The organism is Variovorax sp. Root434 (genome assembly GCF_001426595.1).
GTDB lineage: Bacteria > Pseudomonadota > Gammaproteobacteria > Burkholderiales > Burkholderiaceae_C > Variovorax.
Map to the genome: position 1 here is coordinate 256,679 of NZ_LMEK01000024.1, position 19,482 is coordinate 276,160.

The following is a 19,482-nucleotide window of genomic DNA, read 5'->3' on the forward strand; positions in this document are numbered from 1 at the left end:
TGTGGCGCCCGAAGGAGCTTTGATCAATGCGAACGTTCACGCCCAGCGACGGGCTCGAAGAACACGCCTCTACCGCCGACGACCACGGCGAAGACCGCCGGAAGAACGCGCAGGATCTCGAGCGCGAGCAGCGCGCCTCGATGCGGCGGGTGGCCGAGGCCACCGGCGCATCGGCCGGCGAGCTGCAGCAGCTGATGCAGCGGCTGCTCGACATCGACCGCACGGGCACGAGCGCCTGCATCGTGGCGCAGGGCCACATCGCGGCCGACCGCATGCAGTCGGGCATGCCGGTGCTGGACCTCGGCGGCGGCAACATGGCCGAACAGCAGGTCGACGCCATGCAGAGCATCGATTTCTGGCTGCTCGAAACGCTGGACCCGGCGCACGACAAGAAGTGGTACGCCCGCTGGAAGTTCTGGAGCTTCATCCTCGGTACGGCCGGCCCCGAGGCCGCGCTCACGCTGCAGGGCCTGGCGCTGCGCCCCACCGAGCCCGGCGATGCGCACGCCGACCTGGTGGCCAAGGCGCGCAAGGTGCTGGAAAGCTGGCGCCGCACCTCCGAGCCGCTGTTCTGGGCAGCCGTCGAGTGCTATGTGCGGCAGCAGTCGTTCTCGCTCGAAACGCAGGCCTACCTGATGCACTGCATCGCCGCCGTGTTCGCGGGCACCTCGATGAAGCTGTCGAACGCGCAGAGCGAGCAGCTCGCGGGCGTGCTCATCGACACCTATTGCGATGCGCTGGGCACCTCGGCGTGCATGCCCTCGGCGGACATCTACCGGCGGCTGTCGCAAGGCCTGGACGCGACCGACCGCGAAACCGGCATCCCCCGCTACCTGGGGCGCAGCGACGCGGCGCAGATCGCGATGACGGCGCTGTTCTCGGTCATCGAAGGCTCGCGCTCACGCTGACCCGGGCCCGATGCGACGGCGCAGTGCGCGCACTGCGCTGTCGACCGTGGTCAGCACCGGCAGGCCGCTGGCCGTTTCGCAGGCCGCGCGCGCCCGCGCCATGCTGAACTGGGCCAAGGCAATGCGCGTGCAGCCGCGCTTGCTCAGGGCCGCGGCCTGCGCGGCGATCAGGGCGTCGTGCCGCTGCGTCTCGCCGGCATTCAATGCGTCGAGCGCGCCTTCGGCCAGCGCGGATTCGATTGCCGTGCCCTGCGGAAACTCGGACGGCATCGAAGCCAGCGTCGGCGCGAAGGTGGCGATCAGCCCGAGCCGCCCCTGCCCTTGCGCCACCTCGTCGATCATGGCCTCGTTGGGCTTGAGCACCGGAATGCCCGCATGCCGCCGCGCCACCGCCTCGATGCACGGCCCGAAGGCCGAGCAGGTGAAGAGGATGCCCTGCGCGCCCGTGTCGACCGCGTACTGCGCGAGCCGCTGGAAGCGCTCGTGCATGGCGCCGTCGAGCCCCTTGCTGCCGTTGCGTGCGAGGTCGGCCGACAGGCTGTCGTCGAGCAGGTTCATGCGCCGAGCCTCGGGCCAGTCGCGCGCGAAGGCGTCGTTGATGGGCGCGACCGAGTGCGACAGGGCGTGGATCAGGGCAATGCGAGTCATGGGGTCACGGGGTTCAGATGCCTTTCGACGAGGGGTTCGCGAACGCGTCCTTCGTCTCGGCGTTGAGCGGGTAGTTGATGTTGATGCCCTTCGGCGGAATCGGCGACATGAACCACTTGGCATAGAGCTTTTCCATCTCGCCCGACTTCATCATGCCCGACACCACGCGGTCGACCAGCGCCTTGAAGGCCGGGTCGTCCTTGCGAAACATGAGCGACTGGTTCTCGGTGCGAAGGCTCTCGCCGGTGATGATGAAGTCCTTCGGGTTGCGCGCATTCGCGATCTGCCCGGCCAGCAGGATGTCGTCGAGCACGAAGGCCTGGGCGCGGCCGCTTTCCACCAGCAGGAAGGAGTCGCTGTGGTCCTTGCCCGCGAGGTTGGTCACATCGAGGCTGCGGCCTCGGTCAGCCTCGCGCAGCAGGCGGAACGAGGTGGTGCCGGTGGTGGTGGCCACTGTCTTGCCCTGCAGGTCGGCGATGCCCTTGATGCCCGAATCTGCCTTCACCAACATGCGCACGTTGTAGCGGAAGATGTCCGGCGAGAACGCCACCTGCTTCTGGCGCTCGACCAGGTTGGTGGTGGAGCCGCACTCGATGTCGACCGTGCCGTTCTGCACCAGCGGCATGCGGTTGGCCGAGGTGACGGCCTGGTACTTGATCTCGATGGCGGGCATCTTCAGCTCGGTCTTCACCGCCTCGACAATGCGGTTGCAGATCTCGATGCTGTAGCCCACGGGCTTGAGGTTGCCGTCGAGATACGAGAAGCCGAACGACGACTCGCGGTAGCCGAAGGTGATGGCGCCGCTGGCCTTGATCTTGGCGAGCGTGTCGTTGTCCTGGGCCTGTGCGGCGGCGAAGGGCATGAGCACAGCCGCAAGCACGGCGGCGAAGGGAAACAGCGGACGAAGCTTGGGCATGGAACGCTCCTCGGAACGATGGTTGAGGGAAAACGAACGGGAAAGGGGGAGCGCTCAGCGCGCCGTTGCAGCTGCGGCCCGCGTGACAGCGTCGATGGAGGCCGCGAGCCGCGCGGCGATCTCCTGCAGGTCCTGCCGCGTGGCGATGAAGGGCGGCGCCAGCAGCACGTGGTCGCCCTGCCGGCCGTCGACCGTGCCGCCGAAGGGGTAGCACAGCAGGCCGCGCGCCATGGCGTCCTTCTTGACGGTGGCGTTGAGCTTCAGCGCCGGATCGAAGGGTGCCTTGCTCGCGCGGTCGGCCACCAACTCGATGCCCCAGAAGAAGCCGCGGCCGCGGATGTCGCCCACATGCGGGTGCGCGCCCAGCGCCTCGGCCAGCATCGCGCCGAACGCAATGCCGTCTTCGCGCACCTTGGCCACCAGCCCGTCGCGCCGGATCACCTGCTGCACCGCGAGCGCAGCGGCACAAGCCATCGGATGGCCGAGGTAGGTGTGGCCGTGCTGGAAGAAGCCGCTGCCTTTCGACATCGCGTCGACGATGCGGCGCTGCGCCAGCACCGCGCCGATGGGCTGGTAGCCGCCGCCCAGGCCCTTGGCGACGGTCATCAGGTCGGGCACCACGCCCTCCTGCTCGCAGGCATGCAGCGAGCCGGTGCGGCCCATGCCGCACATCACCTCGTCGAGGATCAGCAGCACGCCGTACTTGTCGCACACCGCGCGCACCGCCTTGAAGTAGCCCGGCACGGGCGTGAGCACGCCGGCCGTGGCGCCGCCGACGGTCTCGGCCACGAAGGCGATCACCCGGTCGGCACCCTGCGCGAGGATGGCCGCCTCGAGTTCGGCCGCGAGGCGCAGGCCGTACTGTTCGGCGCTTTCGTCGGCGCGCTGCTCGCGGTATGGATAGCACGGCGCCACATGCGTGGCCGGCACGAGGATCGGCGCGAAGGGTTCGCGCCGCCACGCGTTGCCGCCCACCGCCAGCGCGCCCAGCGTGTTGCCGTGGTAGCTCTGGCGGCGCGCGATGAAGTGCGTGCGCTGCGGCTGGCCGATTTCGACGAAGTACTGCCGCGCCATCTTCAGCGCCGACTCCACCGCCTCCGAACCGCCGCTCACCAAGTAGACGTGGCTCATGCCCTCGGGGGCGGAGCTGATCATCTCGTCGGCCAGCTGTTCGGCCACCTCGCTCGTGAAGAAGCTGGTGTGCGCATAGGCCAGCTTGTCGAGCTGGGCGTGCATGGCGGCCAGCACCTCGGGGTGCGCATGGCCCAGCGATGACACCGCGGCGCCGCCCGAGGCGTCGAGGTATTCGCGGCCCTCGGCGTCACGGATGAACATGCCGTGGGAGCCGGCGGCTACGGGCGGGGTCTGGCGAAGGTGGCGGTGGAAGACGTGCGTCATGGCGGGCTGGAAGCTGGACTCGGGGTTGGAACCAACGTTTCCGATGGATTATTGTTTGGAACATTTGTTCCGTCAACTGTTCGCACATTCCACCTCCGGTACATTTGTTCCAGCAACAGCCGAAGAGGGACACCGCCATGGGCGCCAGAGAGCAGATCCGCCAGCGTTTCAACGAACTGAGCCCCGCACTGCAGCAGGTGGCGCGCTACGTGCTCGACCATCCGAACGAGGTGGTCACGGGCTCGATGCGCAACGTCGGCACGCGTTCGCAGAGCACGCCCGCCACGCTCGTGCGGTTCGCGCAGCATCTGGGTTTCGGGGGCTGGCCGCAGCTCAAGGAGGCCTTTGCCGCCGACATGGGCCTGGGCTCCGAAACCTACGGCGGGCGCGCCAAGCAGCTCGTCGGCCGCGCGAAGGACCAGACGTTGACCGGAGAAATGTTCGAGGTGCAGCGCCGCAACCTCGAGGCCACCCACCAGCAGAGCGAGCAGGCGCTGCAAAAGGCCTGCGCGCTGATCGAGAAGGCGCCGGCCGTGCACGCCGCGGGTTTCAGGGCGTGCTTTCCGATCGCCTTTTCATTCGTCTACGTGTACCGGCTCTTCCGCGCCAGCGTGCACCTGGTCGACGGCCAGGGCGGCTCGCTGGAGATGCAGCAGCGCGCCTTCGCCAAGGGCGACGCGCTGGTGGTGGCGAGCTTTGCGCCCTACTCGCGCGAGGCACTGCAGGTGGCGCAGGCGGCCCGGGCGGCGGGCTGCCGCATCGTTGCCATCACCGACAGCGCGGCCTCGCCGCTGTCGCTGCTGGCGGACGAGACGCTGCTCTTCACGATCAACAGCCCCTCGTTCTTCCCCTCGGTCGCGGCCGGGGTGGCGGTGACGGAAGCGCTGGTCGAGCTGCTGGCCAGCCGCGCCGGCAAGCCCGTGATCCGGCGCATCGACCAGGCGGAGGCGCAACTGTTCGAATCGGGGGCCTACCTCACGGCCCCGGCGGCCCGGGGCAGCTAGCTCGTCCAGCGGAACCCTGCCCGCAACGGTGTATCCAACCGTTGTCGCGGCGCCTTGTCGCGACAGGAGGTAATGACCATGAAGCAAGTGAAGCATTGGCAAGACCCTGTCAACGCCGTCGCCGGCGCCTGGCTGATCGTCTCGCCCTGGGTTCTGGGCTTTTCGGGCACGACGGCCGCCATGTGGACGATGGTTGCGACCGGCATCCTGCTCGGCGCGGTGGCGCTCGGTGCGACCTTCGTGCCCCGGCAGTGGGAAGAATGGACCGAGGTGGGCCTGGCGGCCTGGCTCGCGGTTTCGCCCTGGGTGCTCGGCTTCCGCGGCATCGAGATGGCCATGGTCAACGCGGTGCTCGTGGCCGCGGTGATCCTGGTGCTGGCGCTGTGGGTGCTGGTGACCGACAAGGACTACCTGGGCCACACCATCGACCGTACGGCGCATTGACCGCCCGGACGTCGTGACATTGCGATCAGGCCCGGCGAAGCGCCTGCGCTGACCTTCGGGCTTGCGGATGGGCCTCGCGCCCATCCCCGGCATCGCCGCTTTACTGCGTGCGGGAAGCGGCGGGGTGCGGTGCTGCCGCATCCGCCTTGGCGTTGCCTTCCATCCACCCGGCCTGCCATCCGCCGCCCATCGCCTGGATCAGCGCGACGGCGGTGTTCTGGCGATTGACCTGCAGTTGCACCAGCGTGCGCCGCGCGCTGAGCGCGGCAGCCTGTGCCGTGACCACGTCGGTGTAGCTCACCTGTGCGGCGCGGTAGCGGTTGAGCAGCTGCTGCTCGGTCTTGTCGGCCGCCGCGGATGCCTCGCGGCGCAGGCCCTCTTGCTGCGCGAGCGTTGCGCTGGCGGTGAGCTGGTCTTCCACGGCCTGGAAGGCGGTGAGCACGGTCTGGCGATAGCGCGCCACGCTGGACTCGTAGCCGGCCTTGGCGGAATCGACATTGGCCGCAATCGCGCCCGCGTCGAATATCACCTGCGCCACCGACAGTCCGAGCCCCCACAGGGTGTTGGCCGAACCGAACAGATCCTTCACGCGGCTTGCGTTGCTGCCCACCGAGGCCGTGAGGCCGATGTTCGGGAAGTACGCCGCGCGCGCAATGCCGATCTGCGAATTGGCCGCCGCCACCGAGCGCTCGGCCGCCGCGATGTCGGGCCGGCGCTGCAGCAGCGTGGAAGGCACGCCGAGCGGCACGCCGGGCACCATGGGCGTCCATTGCGCCGCCGGCAGGCTGAAGTCGGCCGGCGCCACGCCCAGCAGCATCGCAATGGCATGCTCGTAGGTGGAGCGCGTGCGCTGCAGGCCCACGCGCTCGGCCTTGGCGTTGACGAGTTGCGTCTGCGCCTGCAGCACGTCGGTCTGTGCGGCGATGCCGGCCGCATAGCGGTTGCTCGTGATCTCGAAGGCGCGCTGGTAGCCCTGGATGGTTTCGTCGAGCAGCACGATCTCGGCATCGGCCTCACGCAGCGAGAAGTAGTTGGTCGCGAGGCTGCCAATGGCCGAGAGCCGCGCGGCCGCAAGATCGGCCTCGCTCGCCTGCGCGTTGGCCTGCGCGCTGCTCACGGCTTCGCGCAGGCGGCCCCACACGTCGGGCGTCCAGCTCGCGCCGAGCGTGGCCGAGAAAGTGTTCGCCGGGCTCGACGTGCTGCTGCCGCCCACCGTGCCGGAGCGCTTGGCCGAACCGTCGAGCGACACCGACGGGAACAGCGCCGCGCGCTCGCCGCGCACCAGCGCCTGGGCCTGCGTGTAGTTGGCCACCGCCGCGGCGATGTTCTGGTTCGACACCTGCACGCGGCCGGCCAGTTCGTCGAGCGTGGGGTCGGCGAACAGCTTCCACCACTCGCCGCGGTCGAGCGCATCGGCGGGCGCCGCAGGGAGCCAGCCTTCGGCGGTTTTCTGCTCTTTCCAGTCGATGGACGCGGCGGTGGTGGGCTGCACGTAGCGCGGGCCGACGGCGCAGCCGGCGAGGGCCGCGGCGAGCGCGAGCGACGAGAGCGAAAAGCGCGAAGTGGAAAGCAGTGCGTTCATGGCGGTGTTGTTCTCAGACGGGCGTGGCACGGCTCAATTCGTGTTCATGTTTGCTGCGGCGGCGCAGCTTGTCCAGCAACAGGTAGACCACTGGCGTCGTCAACAGGGTCAACAGCTGGCTCGCGATCAGCCCGCCGATGATGGCCACGCCCAACGGCCGGCGCAGCTCGGCGCCCTCCCCGAAGCCGATGGCCAGCGGCAGCGCGCCCAGCGCGGCTGCCAGCGTGGTCATCAGGATCGGTCGGAAGCGCAGCAGGCAGGCCTCGCGCACCGCCTCGAGCGGCGTGAGCCCGCGCGAGCGCTCGGCCTCCAGCGCAAAGTCGATGATCAGGATGGCGTTCTTCTTCACGATGCCGATCAGCAGGAACACGCCGATCAGCGCAATGATCGAGAACTCCATGCGGAACATCAGCAGCGCGAGCACCGCGCCCACGCCGGCCGACGGCAGCGTCGACAGCACGGTGATCGGATGCACCAGACTTTCGTAGAGGATGCCCAGCACGATGTAGATCACGACCAGCGCCGCCAGGATCAGCATCAACTGCTGGCCCTGCGACTGCTGCGCACTGGCTGCCGTGCCGGCGAATGCGCCGCGCACGTTGGTGGGCATGGCGATGTTGGCCTCGGCCTTCGCGATGGCCTCGCGCGCGTCGCCGAGGTTCGCGCCCTCGGCAAGATTGAACGAGATCGTGGTCGCCAACTCGCCGTCTTCATGGCTCACCGAGGTTGCGACCGATTGCTCCTCGAACTTCGCCACCGCCGACAGCGGCACCAGGGCAGTGGCCGTGTTGCTGAGCACGTTGCCGGTCGACGCACCGCGCAGGCCCGCGTTGGCCGAGACCGGCACCGTCGCGCTCGCGGCCGTGGCCGATGCCGCCGAACTGCCGGAGGACGACGTGGTGCCCGTCGTCGCCGCCACCTGGGTGGTCACCGTCTGCCCGCCGATCACCGAGGTCTTGGTCGCCGGCACGTACACATCGCTCAGCGAATTGGGGCTGCGCGTGTAGCGCGGCGCCCACTCCATCACCACGTGGTACTGGTTGAGCTCGGTGTAGATGGTTGCCACCTGCCGCTGGCCGAAGGCGTTGTAGAGCGCGTTGTCGATGGCTGTCGAAGTCAGGCCGAGCCGGCGCGCGCTGTCGGGGTCGACCTTGGCCACCGTCTCCACGCCGTTCTGGTCCTGGTCGGTGTCGATGTCGGTCAGCACCGGCTGCAGCTTCAGTTCGTCGGACAGCTTGACGGCCCAGGTGCGCAGATCGGTCAGACTGTCGCTCTTGAGCGAATACTGATAGGTGGAATTGCTGGCGCGGCCGCCCGAGCGCACGTCCTGCACGGGGCCGAGGAAAACGCGCAGGCCGGTCACCTCGTTGAGCTGCGGCCGCAACCGCGCGATCACGGCCAGGCCGCTTTCCGTGCGCTGGTTGGCCGGCTTCAGGTTGACGAACATGAAGCCGCCGCCCGCACGCGATCCGCCGGTGAAGCCGATCACCGTGTCGACCGCCGGGTCCTTGCGGACGATATCGATCACTTGCCGCAGCTTGTCGGCCAGCGCCTGCGACGAAATGCTCTGGTCGGCGCGCAGCCCGCCGTTGAGCTGGCCGCTGTCCTGCTGCGGAAAGAAGCCCTTGGGCGCGGCGCTGAACAGGTAGACGTTGAGCCCGACCACCGCCACCAGAATGAGCATGACGAGTGCCTTGCTGTCGAGCGCCCAGTCGAGGCTGTTCTCGTAGCGCTTGAGCACCCAGTCGTAGCTGCGCGCCGCCATGCGGCCGAGGCGTCCCTGCGGCTTGTTCTTGTCGTGCTCGCCGCCGGGCTTCAGGAGCCATGCGCACATCATCGGCGTGGTTGTGAGCGAGATGACCAGCGAGATCATCACCGCCGCCGACAGCGTGATCGCGAACTCGCGGAACAGCCGCCCCACCTGCCCGCCCATGAACAGCAGCGGGATGAACACCGCCACCAGCGACACGCTGATCGACAGCACGGTAAAACCCACCTCCTTCGCGCCCAGCAGCGCCGCCTTCATGCGCGTCATGCCGGACTCGATGTGCCGGCTGGTGTTCTCGAGCACCACGATCGCGTCGTCCACCACGAAGCCCGTCGCCACCGTGAGCGCCATCAGGCTCAGGTTGTTGAGGCTGAAGCCCAGCAGATACATCACCCCGAAGGTGCCGAGCAGGGCCGCCACCGTGGCCACCGCCGGCACGATGGTGGCGCGCGCGCTGCGCAGGAACAGGCTGACCACCAACACCACGAGCAGCACCGCGGCGATCAGCGTGAACTCGACCTCGCGCAGCGAGGCGCGGATGGAGTTGGTGCTGTCCGACGCCACCTGCAGCGTGACGTCGGGCGGCAGTTGCGCCTGCAGTTCGGGCAGCAGCGCGCGCACGCTGTCCACGGTTTCGATGATGTTGGCCGAGGGCTGCCGCGTGATGAGGATGACGATCGCCGGCTGGCCGTTGAAGAGGCCCAGCGTGCGCGTGTCCTCCACCCCGTCGAGCACCTCGGCCACGTCCTGCAGCCGCACCGCCGCGCCGTTGCGCCAGGCCACCACCATCGAGGCGTAGTCGCTGGCGCGCAGGGCCGGCGTCTGCGTGTAGATCTGGAGCTTGCGGCCTTCGCCCTGCACGATGCCCTTGGGGCGGTTGGCGTTGGAGGCTTGGATGGCGGCGCGCACGTCCTCGGTGCTGATGCCGTAGCGGTTGAGCGCGAACGGCAGCAGTTCCACGCGCACCGCGGGAAGCGAACCGCCGCCGATCTCCACGTCGCCCACACCATCCACCTGCGACAGGCGCTGGCTCACGATGTTCGAGACGGCGTCGTAGATCTGGCCCGGGGTCTTGGTCTTGGACGTGAGGGCCAGGATGATGACCGGCGAGGCCGCCGGGTTGGCCTTGCGATAGGTCGGGTTGCTGCGCAGCGTGGCGGGAAGGTCGACGCGGCTGGCGTTGATGGCGGCCTGCACTTCGCGGGCCGCGCCGTCGATGTTGCGGCTCAGGTCGAACTGCAGGGTGACTCTTGAGGAGCCTACCGAGCTGGTGGACGTCATTTCGTTGACGCCAGCGATGGTGCCCAGGTGGCGCTCCAGCGGGGTTGCCACGCTGGTTGCCATCGTCTCGGGGCTTGCTCCCGGGATGGATGCTCTTACCGAGATGACCGGGTAGTCGACCTGGGGGAGCGGAGAGACCGGGAGGACGAAGAACGCAGCTATGCCTGCGAGGGCGACGCCGATGGTCAGCAGGACTGTGCCTATGGGGCGGCGGACGAAAGGCAGCGAGAGATTCATCGCTCTTTCCCCTGCTCGGGGCGGAGGCCGGGTCTCGGCCCGGCGGCCGACCTACTTTTCTTTGCTTCGCCAAAGAAAAGTAGGCAAAAGAAAGGCGACCCTACTGTCTGCGTCCCTCCGCTTCGCTGCGGGCAACCTGCGGTGCTCGCGTTTCGCGGGGTCTCGCAGAACTCGCTTCGCTCAAACAGCTGCGAGCCCTGATCCGCGAAACGCTGCGCTCCTCGGCGCAGCCAGACATACCCCACAGCAGGCGCGAGCACCGCAGGTTGCCCCGTAGCGCAGCGAAGGGGTCGCAGACAGTGGGGTCGCCTTTTCTTTGCTTACTTTCTTTTGGCGAAGCAAAAGAAAGTAAGTCCGCCGCCGGGCGGAACTCCCGGCCTCGGGAAACAAACAAGCCGCAGGAAGCAAAACGGTTCAAACCGCCTCCTCCTCGATCACGCCCCGTCGAGAGCTCCCCCCACCCAGCCGGTCGAACGCCAGATAGATCACAGGCGTAGTGAACAGCGTCAGCAACTGGCTGACGATCAGCCCGCCGAAGATCGCCAGGCCCAGAGGCCTGCGCAACTCGGCGCCTTCCCCAAAACTCAACATCAAAGGAATGGCAGCAAACAAGGCAGCCAGCGTCGTCATCAGGATGGGCCTAAAGCGCAGCAAGGCAGCCTGATGAATGGCTTCGCGCGCAGACTTGCCCTGGGTACGCTCCGCATCGATAGCGAAGTCGATCATCATGATCGCGTTCTTCTTCACGATGCCGATCAGCAGGATGATCCCGATGATCCCGATCACCCCCAGGTCATTGCCGGTGATCATCAGCGCGAGCAAAGCACCGACCCCGGCAGAAGGCAGCGTGGACAGGATCGTCAGCGGATGCACGTAGCTCTCGTACAGCACCCCCAGCACGATGTACACGCAGACGACGGCGGCAAGAATCAGCCACAGCTGGTTCGACAGCGACCTCTCGTAGGCCCCTGAAGCGCCCAGGAAAGTCATCGTCACGCTGCTCGGCAGCCCGATCTCCTTGGCGGCTGCGCGAATCGCATCGACCGAAGCGCCAAGCGAAACCCCAGGCGCGGTATCGAAGTTCAGCGTGCTCGCCGGGTACTGCGCCACGTGCGTGATCTGCAGCGGTGCCTGCTGCTCGGTGATGTCGGCGATGGCGGACAGCGGCGTCGCGGTGCCGGAGCCCGCGATCAGGCTCAGCTGCCCGAGCGTCTGCGGCGTGTTCACCATCCCGGGCTGCGCCTCGAGGATCACGCGGTACTGGTTCGTCTCGGTGAAGATCGTCGACACGATGCGCTGGCCGAAGGCGCTGTAGAGCGCATCGTCCACCGTGCTCGCCGTGATCGACAGCCGGGCGGCCGTATCGCGGTTCACGTTCACGAAGGCGGCCAGCCCTTGCGCCCCGGCATCGCTGCCCACGTTGCGCACCTTGTCGGAGTCCTGCAGCTTCGCCACGAGCTTCTTCATCCACCCGGTGATCGTCGCGCTGTCCACGCCCTCGAGCGACACGCGGTATTCGGTCGGCCCGGTCTCGGCGTCGATGGTCAGGTCTTGCGTGGGCTGCAGGTACAGCGTGACGCCGGCCACCTGCCGCGCGCGTTCGCGCAGCCGGTCCATCACTTTCTGCTGGTTGTCGTGGCCGGACTTCAGGTTGATGAGCATGCTGCCCGTGTGCAGCATGGTGTTGTTGGCGGCGTCCACGCCGACAAAGGAGCTGAGGTTCTCCACGTCGGGGTCGTCCAGAATCGCGCGGGCCGCCTGCTGCTGCAGCTGCGACATGCGGTCGAACGACACGTCCTGCGCCGCCTGGATGCGGCCTTGCAGCTGGCCGGTGTCCTGCGTGGGAAACAGGCCCTTTGGAATGGTGAGGTACAGCACCACGGTCAGCACCATGGTGAGCAAGGCGACCAGCAGCGTGAGCGGCTGGTGATCGATTACCCAATGCAGCGAGCGGTCGTAGCGCAGCATCACGCCTTCGAAGAAGCGCTGGGCGCGCGCGCCGAAGCCCGTGCCGCCTTCTTTCTTCGGCTGGTGCTTGAGCCAGCGCGCCGACATCATCGGCACGAGCGTGAGCGAGACCACGGCCGATATCAGGATGGTGATGGCCAGCGTCACCGCGAACTCGCGGAACAGCCGCCCCACCACGTCGCCCATGAAGAGCAGCGGAATCAGCACGGCAATGAGCGACACCGTCAGCGAGATGATGGTGAAGCCGATCTGCGTCGCGCCCTTGAAGGCGGCCTGCAGAGGCTTCTCGCCCTCCTCGATGTAGCGCGCGATGTTCTCGATCATCACGATCGCGTCGTCCACCACGAAGCCGGTGGCGATGGTCAGCGCCATCAGGCTCAGGTTGTTCAGGCTGTAGCCCAGCATGTACATCAGCCCGAAGGTGCCGATGAGCGAGATGGGCACCGCGACACTGGCAATGACGGTGGCGCGCAGGCTGCCGAGAAAGGCGAAGATCACCAGCACCACCAGCACCACGGCCAGCACCAGTTCCATCTCCACGTGCTGCACCGAAGCGCGGATGCCCGCAGTGCGGTCGCTGAGCACTTCGATCTTCAGGCCCGCCGGAAAGCCGGCCTGCAGCTCGGGCAGCAGCTTCTTGATGGCGTCGACGGTGGCGATCACGTTGGCGCCGGGCTGGCGCTGCACGTTCATGATGATCGCGGGCGACAGCTTGCTGGTGCCGTCGGCCTTGTTGCCGGCCCAGGCGGCGAGCTGGTTGTTCTCGGCGCTGTTGACCACCTGCGCCACGTCGACCATGCGGATCGGCGCGCCGTTCTTGTACGAGACGATCAGGTTCTTGTAGTCGTCGACCGTCAGCAGCTGGTCGTTCGAATTGATCGTGTAGGCGCGCTTCGGTCCGTCGAAGCTGCCCTTGGCGCCGTTGGAGTTGGCTGCCGAGATGGCGGTGCGCAGCGTGTCCAGACCGATGCCGTTGGCCGCCAGCGCCTGCGTATTGGCCTGGATGCGCACGGCCGGGCGCTGCCCGCCGCTGAGCGACACCAGCCCGACGCCCGAGACCTGGCTGATCTTCTGTGCGAGCCGCGTGTTGACGAGGTTCTGCACGTCGGTGAGCGGCAGCGTGTCGGAGGTGATGGATAGCGTGAGCACCGGCGCATCGGCCGGATTGACCTTGGCATACACCGGCGGCGCGGGCAGGTCGGCCGGCAGCAGCGAGCCGCCGGCGTTGATGGCGGCCTGCACTTCCTGCTCGGCGACGTCGAGCGTCTGGCCGAGCGAGAACTGCAGCGTGATGATCGACACGCCCGCGGCGCTGGTCGAGCTCATGCGGTCGAGCCCCGACATCTGGCCGAACTGGCGCTCCAGCGGCGCGGTGACGGTGTTGCTCATCACCTCGGGGCTGCCCCCCGGGTAGAGCGTCTGCACCTGGATGGTCGGGTAGTCGACCTGCGGCAGTGCCGACAGCGGCAGGAAGCGGAACGCAACCAGGCCGGCCAGCACGATGGCGACCATCAGCAGCGAGGTCGCCACCGGCCGGAGGATGAACGGACGTGACGGGCTCACCGGGAGGCCTCCGCGCTGCAGCGGCTATTGCCGGTCATGGGCCGCGCCTGCCCTGTCCGCCCTCGCCGCGGCCTTCGGACATGCGCTGCCAGCGCTCCAGCGCCGCCGGATCGCCGCGGTCCAGAGCTTCGAGGAAACGCTTGCGGCGTTCGAGCTGCTCGGGGTTGTCCTTGGCGGAATCGAGCATGCGCTGGCGCTGCTCGGCGGTCGGGAGCTTGGCGGGGGTCGCGGGAGCGGCAGGGGCCGGGGATGCCGCGGGAGCCGCGGGGGTTGCCGGAGAGGCAGGAGCAGCACCCGTGCCAGCTTCACCGGCCTTGGGCGCGCCCGCGCCACCGGCGCCACCACCCTGGCCGCCTTGGCGGCGGCCGCGATGCGTGCCGCCCGCAGGCGCCGATGCCGCACCGGCCGGCCGCTCGGCCTGGGTCTGCACCCGCGCGCCATCCTTCAGCCGGTCGCCACCTTCGGTCACGACCTGCTCGCCGGCCTTCAGGCCCGACATGACCGCCACGTTGTCCACGCTCGATTCACCGCGCGTCACCGGCCGCTGCGACACCGTGCTGTCGTCGTTCAGCACATACACATAGTCGCCGTTGGGGCCGTGGCGCAGCGCCGTGACCGGCACCACCACCGCGCTGCTCACGGTGCGCAGCAGCAGCCGCAGGTTGACGAACTGGTTCGGGAACAGCGCCTCGTCGGCATTGGAGAAACGGGCCTTGGCCTTGACGGTGCCGGTCGCGGTGTCGACCAGGTTGTCGAGGGTGGCGAAGGTACCGCTCGCGAGCCGGCGCGTGCGCGTGCGGTCGAAGGCGGTGGCGTCGAGCTTGGCGCCCTGCGCGAGGCGCTCCTGCACTTCGGGCACGCGGTCTTGGGGAATGGCGAACTCGACGTCGATGGGCGCGATCTGCGTGATGGTCGCCACGCCGTTGGTGCTGCCGGTCGAGATGTAGTTGCCCGCGTCCACCGGCCGCAGGCCGATGCGCCCGCTCGCCGGCGCGGTGATGCGGCTCCAGGCGAGGTTGAGCTTGGCCGTGTTCTCGTTGGCGCGGTCGATGGCCACGGTGCCTTCGAGCTGCTTGACCAGCGCGGCCTGCGTGTCCACGTCCTGGCGGGCGATGGAGTCCTGCCCCAGCAGGGTCTGATAGCGCTGCAGCGTGACGCGCGCCGCCGCCAGCTGCGCCTCGTCGCGCTGGCGCGCCCCGGAGGCCTGCGCCAGCGCGTTCTGGAACGGCTGCGGATCGATGGTGGCGAGCACGTCGCCCTTCTTGACCATCTGCCCTTCCTGGAAGAGCACGGCGGTGAGCACGCCCGACACCTGCGGCTGGACGATCACGTTGGCCAGCGGCGTGACGGTGCCCAGCGCTTCGAGCTGCACCGGAATGTCGGCCTGCCGGGCCGTGGCGATGCCGACCGTGCTGGAAGCCCCGCCACCGCCGCCGCGCCCACCCGGGCCGCCCGGACCACCAGGCCCGCCCTGCCGGCCGGCACCAGGGCCGCCACCGGGACCGGGCACGGGCGTCTTCGACCGCTGGATCAGATACCAGGCGCCCCCGCCCAGTGCCACGAGCAGCAGCAGCGTCAGCAGCCCGCCGACCCACCGGCGCCTGCGCACCGTCGGATGTGTGGGCGAGACGGTGGGAGGCAGGGGCTCGGATGGTTTTTCTTGTTCCATGGACGGTGCGTGCAGGAAATGCAGGGCAGGAGTGCGGACCAGCGTAGTACAGCGCCGAATGGTAGTCCGGCTGTTTGCTGCGCCGTAAAGCGACGGTAAAGCTGCCCGCTGGCCTCCGCGATCCCGCGCAATCCACGCCTTCGGGCTGCAGTTCGCGCCGCCTGTGTGCATTCCGTCGCACGCCCGTGGCGGGAACGGGCGGGCGTCGGCACAGTCCGCCCCATCGATTCAACCTTCCACTTTCAACGGAGCGCAACCATGCTGATGCAAATCATCCTTCACACGCCCAAGTGGGTCTTCGCGGTGTTCTTCCTGCTGCTGTGGCTCGGCGCCAGGCAGCTGCTCGCCAACAATGTGAGCCTGACGCGCGTCACGCTGATGCCCGTGGCCATGGGCGCGCTGTCGGTCTATGGCGTGGTTTCCGTCTTCGGCGATTCCTTCGGCGCCCTGCTCGGCTGGGCCGCCGCGGCGGTGGCGATGCTGGCGCTGGTGCTGCAGCGCCCGCTGCCCGCCACCACCCGCTACGACGCGGCAGCGCGCAGCTTTCACGTGGCCGGCAGCCCGGTGCCGCTGATGCTCATGATGGGCATCTTCCTGACCAAGTACGTGGTGGGTGCGGCCCTGGCCATGCACCCCGAACTGCGCCAGCAGGCAGCCTTCGGTCTCGTGATCCCGGTGCTGTACGGTGCCTTCAGCGGTGTCTTCGCGGCCCGTGCGGTGCGCCTGTGGAAGCTGGCCATCCGTACTGACGCCATGACGGCCACGGTCCGCGCCGCCTAAGATTCCGAGCTGCAGCCCCCAGGAAATCACCGCCATGAACGTACTCCTGCTGATCCTCAAGATCTCCGTCACGGTGGTGCTCGCCGCCTCCATCGCCGAGGCGCTCGTGCTGTCCTGGCGCAACGGCTGGCGCAGCTACGACTGGAAGGCGTCCGGCATCTCGGTGGTCGACTTCCTGGTGCGCGAATACCCGCTGCGCTGGCTGCTGCCGCTGGCCTTCTGGAGCGGCGCGATGGACTGGTTCTACGCCCACCGCCTCTTCACCCTGCCGATGGACCACTGGACCGGCTGGGCCGCCTGCTTCATCGGCCAGGAGTTCTGCTACTACTGGTACCACCGCGCGGCGCACCGGGTGCGCTGGTTCTGGTGCACCCACGCCATCCACCATTCGCCGAACCAGCTGAACCTGTCGGCCGCCTACCGCTTCGGCTGGACCGGCCGCCTCACCGGCACGCTGGCCTTCTTCATGCTGGCGCCGCTGCTGGGCATGCCGCCGCGGGTGATCCTGCTGATGCTCACGCTGAACCTGCTGTACCAGTTCTGGATCCACGCAACCTGGATCCCGCGCCTCGGGCCGCTCGAATGGGTGCTGAACACCCCATCGGCCCACCGCGTGCACCACGCCTCCAACCTGGAATACCTGGACGGCAACTACGGCGGCGTGCTGATCGTGTTCGACCGCCTGTTCGGCACCTACATTCCCGAGCGCGCCGACATTCCCTGCCGCTACGGGCTGGTGAACCCGGTCACCTCGTACAACCTCTTCGAGATCGAGTTCACGCACTGGCGCGCGCTGTTCCGCGACCTGGCCTCGGCCCGCTCGGTGCGCGCCTTCGTCGGCTACCTTGTGAAGCCGCCGGGCTGGAAGCCCGACGGGCCGGGCGAGACGACCGAGGAGCTGCGGCGGCGCGCGGCCTTGCAGGCGACATCGCCGCCATCGCTGGCCGCCTCGGATTTCATTCCTGTCCAATACAAGGAGTTGTCATGAACCACATTGCATCGAACCCCGCCCGCTCCGACATCGAACGCCGCGCCCGCCGCCGCGCCGGCGCCAAGATGGGCTGGTACATCCACGCTTTTGTCTACGTGCTGGTCAACCTCGGCCTCGTGACGCTCTCTGCCGCCCATGGCCGCAGCTGGGCGATGTACCCGCTCATGGGCTGGGGCCTGGGCCTGCTGATCCATGGCGCCGTGGTCTGGTTCGTGGCCGGCGGCGGCTTCTACGAGAGGCTGGTGGAGCGCGAGCGCCGCGCACTGGGCGCCGGGGACCACGGGTGAGCGCAGGCCTGCCTGCTGCAAGCAACAGGTTCGCGCCCGAGAACCTGAGGAGCATGCTGCGGCATGGCCTGATCACCGCCGTCTTCTGCTGCCTCATCGCCACCGCGATGACCCTCACCGGCGGCGGCAACTGGGCCGGCCACCTGGTCTATTCGCTGGCGATCGGCACCGTGAGCTGGCTCTTCATCGACATCGGCCGGCTGCTGATCAGCGGACACCGTGAAACCCTCTGGCCAGGATGGCCGGCGGGCTTTCTCCTGATCGCCATGGGCATGGTCGTCGGCTTCTTCGTCGGCAATCTCATCGGCGACGCCTGGTTCGGCGCGCCTCGATTCGACTTCCTCGAATTCAAGGACCACAAGCTGGCCACCGCCGCCACGATCACCATCATCGCAACGGTCGGCATGTGCTTCTTCTTCTACAGCCTTGGCAAAAGCAAGCACATGCGCAGCCAGATCGAGCTGGCGCAGCGCAACGCCACGGAGGCACGGCTGAAGCTGCTCGAGACGCAGCTCGAGCCGCACATGCTGTTCAACACGCTGGCCAACCTGCGCGTGCTGATCACCGTCGACCCGCCGCGCGCCGTGGCCATGCTCGACCGGCTCAACAGCTACCTGCGCATGACCTTGAGCGGCTCGCGCGCGCTGTCGCATCCGCTGTCGGCCGAGTTCGAGCGGCTGGGCGACTACCTCGAACTGATGTCGGTGCGCATGGGCGAGCGCCTGCGCTACACGCTCGACCTGCCGGACGACCTGCGCGACGCGCCCGTACCGCCGCTGCTGCTGCAGCCGCTGGTGGAAAACAGCATTCGCCACGGGCTGGAGCCGAAGGTGGAAGGCGGCGAGATCGTCGTGCGCGCCCGCCGGCAGGCCGGCCTGCTGGAGATCGAGGTGAGCGACACCGGCGTGGGCCTCGATGCCGCACCGCCTTCTGAAGGCAGCGGCTTCGGGCTCGAGCAGGTGCGCGAGCGGCTGGCCACGGTGTACGGCGCCCAAGGCCACATAAGCCTCGCGCCCTCGCGCGCCGGCGGCACCTGCGCCACGCTGAGCTTTCCCACGCCCGTCTGAACGACCTCACCCCACAACAACAAACAGATGACCCCGACCGCCCTCATTGCCGAAGACGAGCCCCTGCTCGCTCAGGCCCTCAAGGCCGAACTGGCCGCCGCATGGCCCGAACTGCAGATCGTCGCCACAGCAGGTGACGGCCGCAGCGCCGTGCGCGAGGCGTTGCGCCTGCAGCCGCAGGTGCTGTTCTTCGACATCCGCATGCCCGGCCTCGACGGCCTGGGCGCCGCCGCCGAACTGGCCGACAGCTGGCCCATCGACGAGGCGCCGATGCCCCAACTGGTGTTCGTGACGGCCTACGACGAATACGCCACCCGCGCCTTCGAGGCCCAAGCCATCGACTACGTGCTCAAGCCCGTGCAGCCCGGGCGCCTGCGCAAGACCGTGGGCCGGCTGCAGCAGGCACTGGCCGCGCGGCAACCTGCGCCCACATCCGCCGTGGCCGACGAAGCGCTCGAACGAACGCTAGCCCAGTGGCGCCAGGTACTGACGGCCGCCGGAGCCGGCGCGGCAACAACGCCCCCCGCCCCGCTGCGCATGATCGCCGCCAGCGACGCCGGCGGCAGCACCGTGCGCATGGTGCCCATCGACGAAGTGCTGTACTTCGAAGCCGCCGACAAATACCTGCGCGTGCTGACCGCCTCGCACGAATACCTGATCCGCACGCCGCTCAAGCAATTGCTGACCCAGCTCGACGCCGACACCTTCTGGCAGGTGCACCGGGCGGTGGTGGTGCGCAGTTCGGCCATCGAATCGGTGCACCGCGACGAGGCCGGCAAGCTGCACCTGATGCTGCGTGGCAGGGCCGAGAAGATCCCGGTCAGCCGCCTGTACGCCCATCTTTTTCGCGCCATGTGAAATCGGCTGGCACACGCTGACCCGTCCTGCCATAGGTTGACACCTATAAGGGACACAGAGCGGGCTTGTTCAAGCCGGCCACGGACGCCCGATGGACTTCATCGGGCGTTTTC

15 protein-coding genes are annotated in these 19,482 nt (G+C 68.2%); 8 read left to right on the forward strand and 7 right to left on the reverse strand.

Features of this window, described 5'->3' with window-relative positions:
- Positions 1-26 precede the first annotated feature (26 nt).
- Positions 27-908 (forward strand): hypothetical protein, encoded by an 882-nt coding sequence (locus ASD05_RS20865; protein ID WP_056596504.1) that lies wholly within the window; start codon positions 27-29, stop codon positions 906-908.
- On the opposite strand, the gene ASD05_RS20870 is transcribed toward ASD05_RS20865, so the two are convergent.
- Genes ASD05_RS20870 through ASD05_RS20880 form a run of 3 tightly spaced genes read right to left on the reverse strand, consistent with a single transcriptional unit; the run spans position 900 to position 3,870 of the window.
- Complete coding sequence (locus ASD05_RS20870) at positions 900-1,556, reverse strand: aspartate/glutamate racemase family protein (RefSeq protein ID WP_056596506.1); 657 nt, start codon at positions 1,554-1,556, stop codon at positions 900-902. The two genes, ASD05_RS20865 and ASD05_RS20870, sit on opposite strands and share 9 nt — an antisense overlap.
- 13 nt (positions 1,557-1,569) lie before the next feature.
- The gene (locus ASD05_RS20875; protein WP_056596508.1) at positions 1,570-2,472 is read right to left on the reverse strand and encodes a transporter substrate-binding domain-containing protein; all 903 of its coding nucleotides are present in this window, start codon (positions 2,470-2,472) and stop codon (positions 1,570-1,572) included.
- 54 nt (positions 2,473-2,526) lie between these two features.
- Complete coding sequence (locus ASD05_RS20880) at positions 2,527-3,870, reverse strand: aspartate aminotransferase family protein (protein ID WP_056596511.1); 1,344 nt, start codon at positions 3,868-3,870, stop codon at positions 2,527-2,529.
- 137 nt (positions 3,871-4,007) lie between these two features.
- Between ASD05_RS20880 and ASD05_RS20885 the strand changes: the two genes are divergently transcribed.
- Both ASD05_RS20885 and ASD05_RS20890 read left to right on the forward strand, forming a co-directional pair.
- A complete protein-coding gene (locus ASD05_RS20885) occupies positions 4,008-4,874 on the forward strand; it encodes a MurR/RpiR family transcriptional regulator (protein ID WP_056596514.1) in 867 nt (288 codons plus the stop codon).
- A gap of 78 nt (positions 4,875-4,952) precedes the next feature.
- Positions 4,953-5,318 (forward strand): SPW repeat protein, encoded by a 366-nt coding sequence (locus ASD05_RS20890; protein ID WP_007833805.1) that lies wholly within the window; start codon positions 4,953-4,955, stop codon positions 5,316-5,318.
- A 100-nt stretch (positions 5,319-5,418) separates the two neighbouring features.
- Here the strand turns inward: ASD05_RS20890 and ASD05_RS20895 are convergent, their stop codons facing one another.
- From ASD05_RS20895 to ASD05_RS20910, 4 genes are all read right to left on the reverse strand, one after another.
- The gene (locus tag ASD05_RS20895) at positions 5,419-6,900 is read right to left on the reverse strand and encodes an efflux transporter outer membrane subunit (RefSeq protein ID WP_056596517.1); all 1,482 of its coding nucleotides are present in this window, start codon (positions 6,898-6,900) and stop codon (positions 5,419-5,421) included.
- A 13-nt stretch (positions 6,901-6,913) separates the two neighbouring features.
- On the reverse strand, positions 6,914-10,186 hold the full coding sequence (locus ASD05_RS20900; protein WP_056596520.1) for an efflux RND transporter permease subunit: 3,273 nt from the start codon (positions 10,184-10,186) through the stop codon (positions 6,914-6,916).
- A 414-nt stretch (positions 10,187-10,600) separates the two neighbouring features.
- Positions 10,601-13,717: an efflux RND transporter permease subunit gene (locus tag ASD05_RS20905; protein ID WP_056596523.1), complete on the reverse strand. Its 3,117-nt coding sequence runs from the start codon at positions 13,715-13,717 to the stop codon at positions 10,601-10,603.
- A gap of 34 nt (positions 13,718-13,751) precedes the next feature.
- Positions 13,752-15,386, reverse strand: a complete 1,635-nt coding sequence (locus tag ASD05_RS20910) for an efflux RND transporter periplasmic adaptor subunit (RefSeq protein ID WP_056596526.1) — start codon at positions 15,384-15,386, stop codon at positions 13,752-13,754.
- A gap of 258 nt (positions 15,387-15,644) precedes the next feature.
- Between ASD05_RS20910 and ASD05_RS20915 the strand changes: the two genes are divergently transcribed.
- From ASD05_RS20915 to ASD05_RS20935, 5 genes are read left to right on the forward strand one after another with little or no spacing between them, the layout of a single operon-like run.
- Positions 15,645-16,166: a DUF6622 family protein gene (locus ASD05_RS20915; protein WP_056596529.1), complete on the forward strand. Its 522-nt coding sequence runs from the start codon at positions 15,645-15,647 to the stop codon at positions 16,164-16,166.
- Positions 16,167-16,200: 34 nt separating this feature from the next.
- Positions 16,201-17,154 (forward strand): sterol desaturase family protein, encoded by a 954-nt coding sequence (locus ASD05_RS20920; protein WP_056596532.1) that lies wholly within the window; start codon positions 16,201-16,203, stop codon positions 17,152-17,154.
- Entirely contained in the window at positions 17,151-17,444 is a 294-nt protein-coding gene (locus ASD05_RS20925; RefSeq protein WP_056596535.1) for a 2TM domain-containing protein, read from the forward strand. The genes ASD05_RS20920 and ASD05_RS20925 overlap by 4 nt, the downstream gene beginning before the upstream one ends.
- A 53-nt stretch (positions 17,445-17,497) precedes the next feature.
- Positions 17,498-18,511, forward strand: coding sequence for a sensor histidine kinase (locus ASD05_RS20930; protein WP_056596538.1), 1,014 nt, complete (start codon positions 17,498-17,500; stop codon positions 18,509-18,511).
- A 27-nt stretch (positions 18,512-18,538) separates the two neighbouring features.
- A complete protein-coding gene (locus tag ASD05_RS20935) occupies positions 18,539-19,369 on the forward strand; it encodes a LytR/AlgR family response regulator transcription factor (protein WP_056596541.1) in 831 nt (276 codons plus the stop codon).
- Positions 19,370-19,482 lie beyond the last annotated feature (113 nt).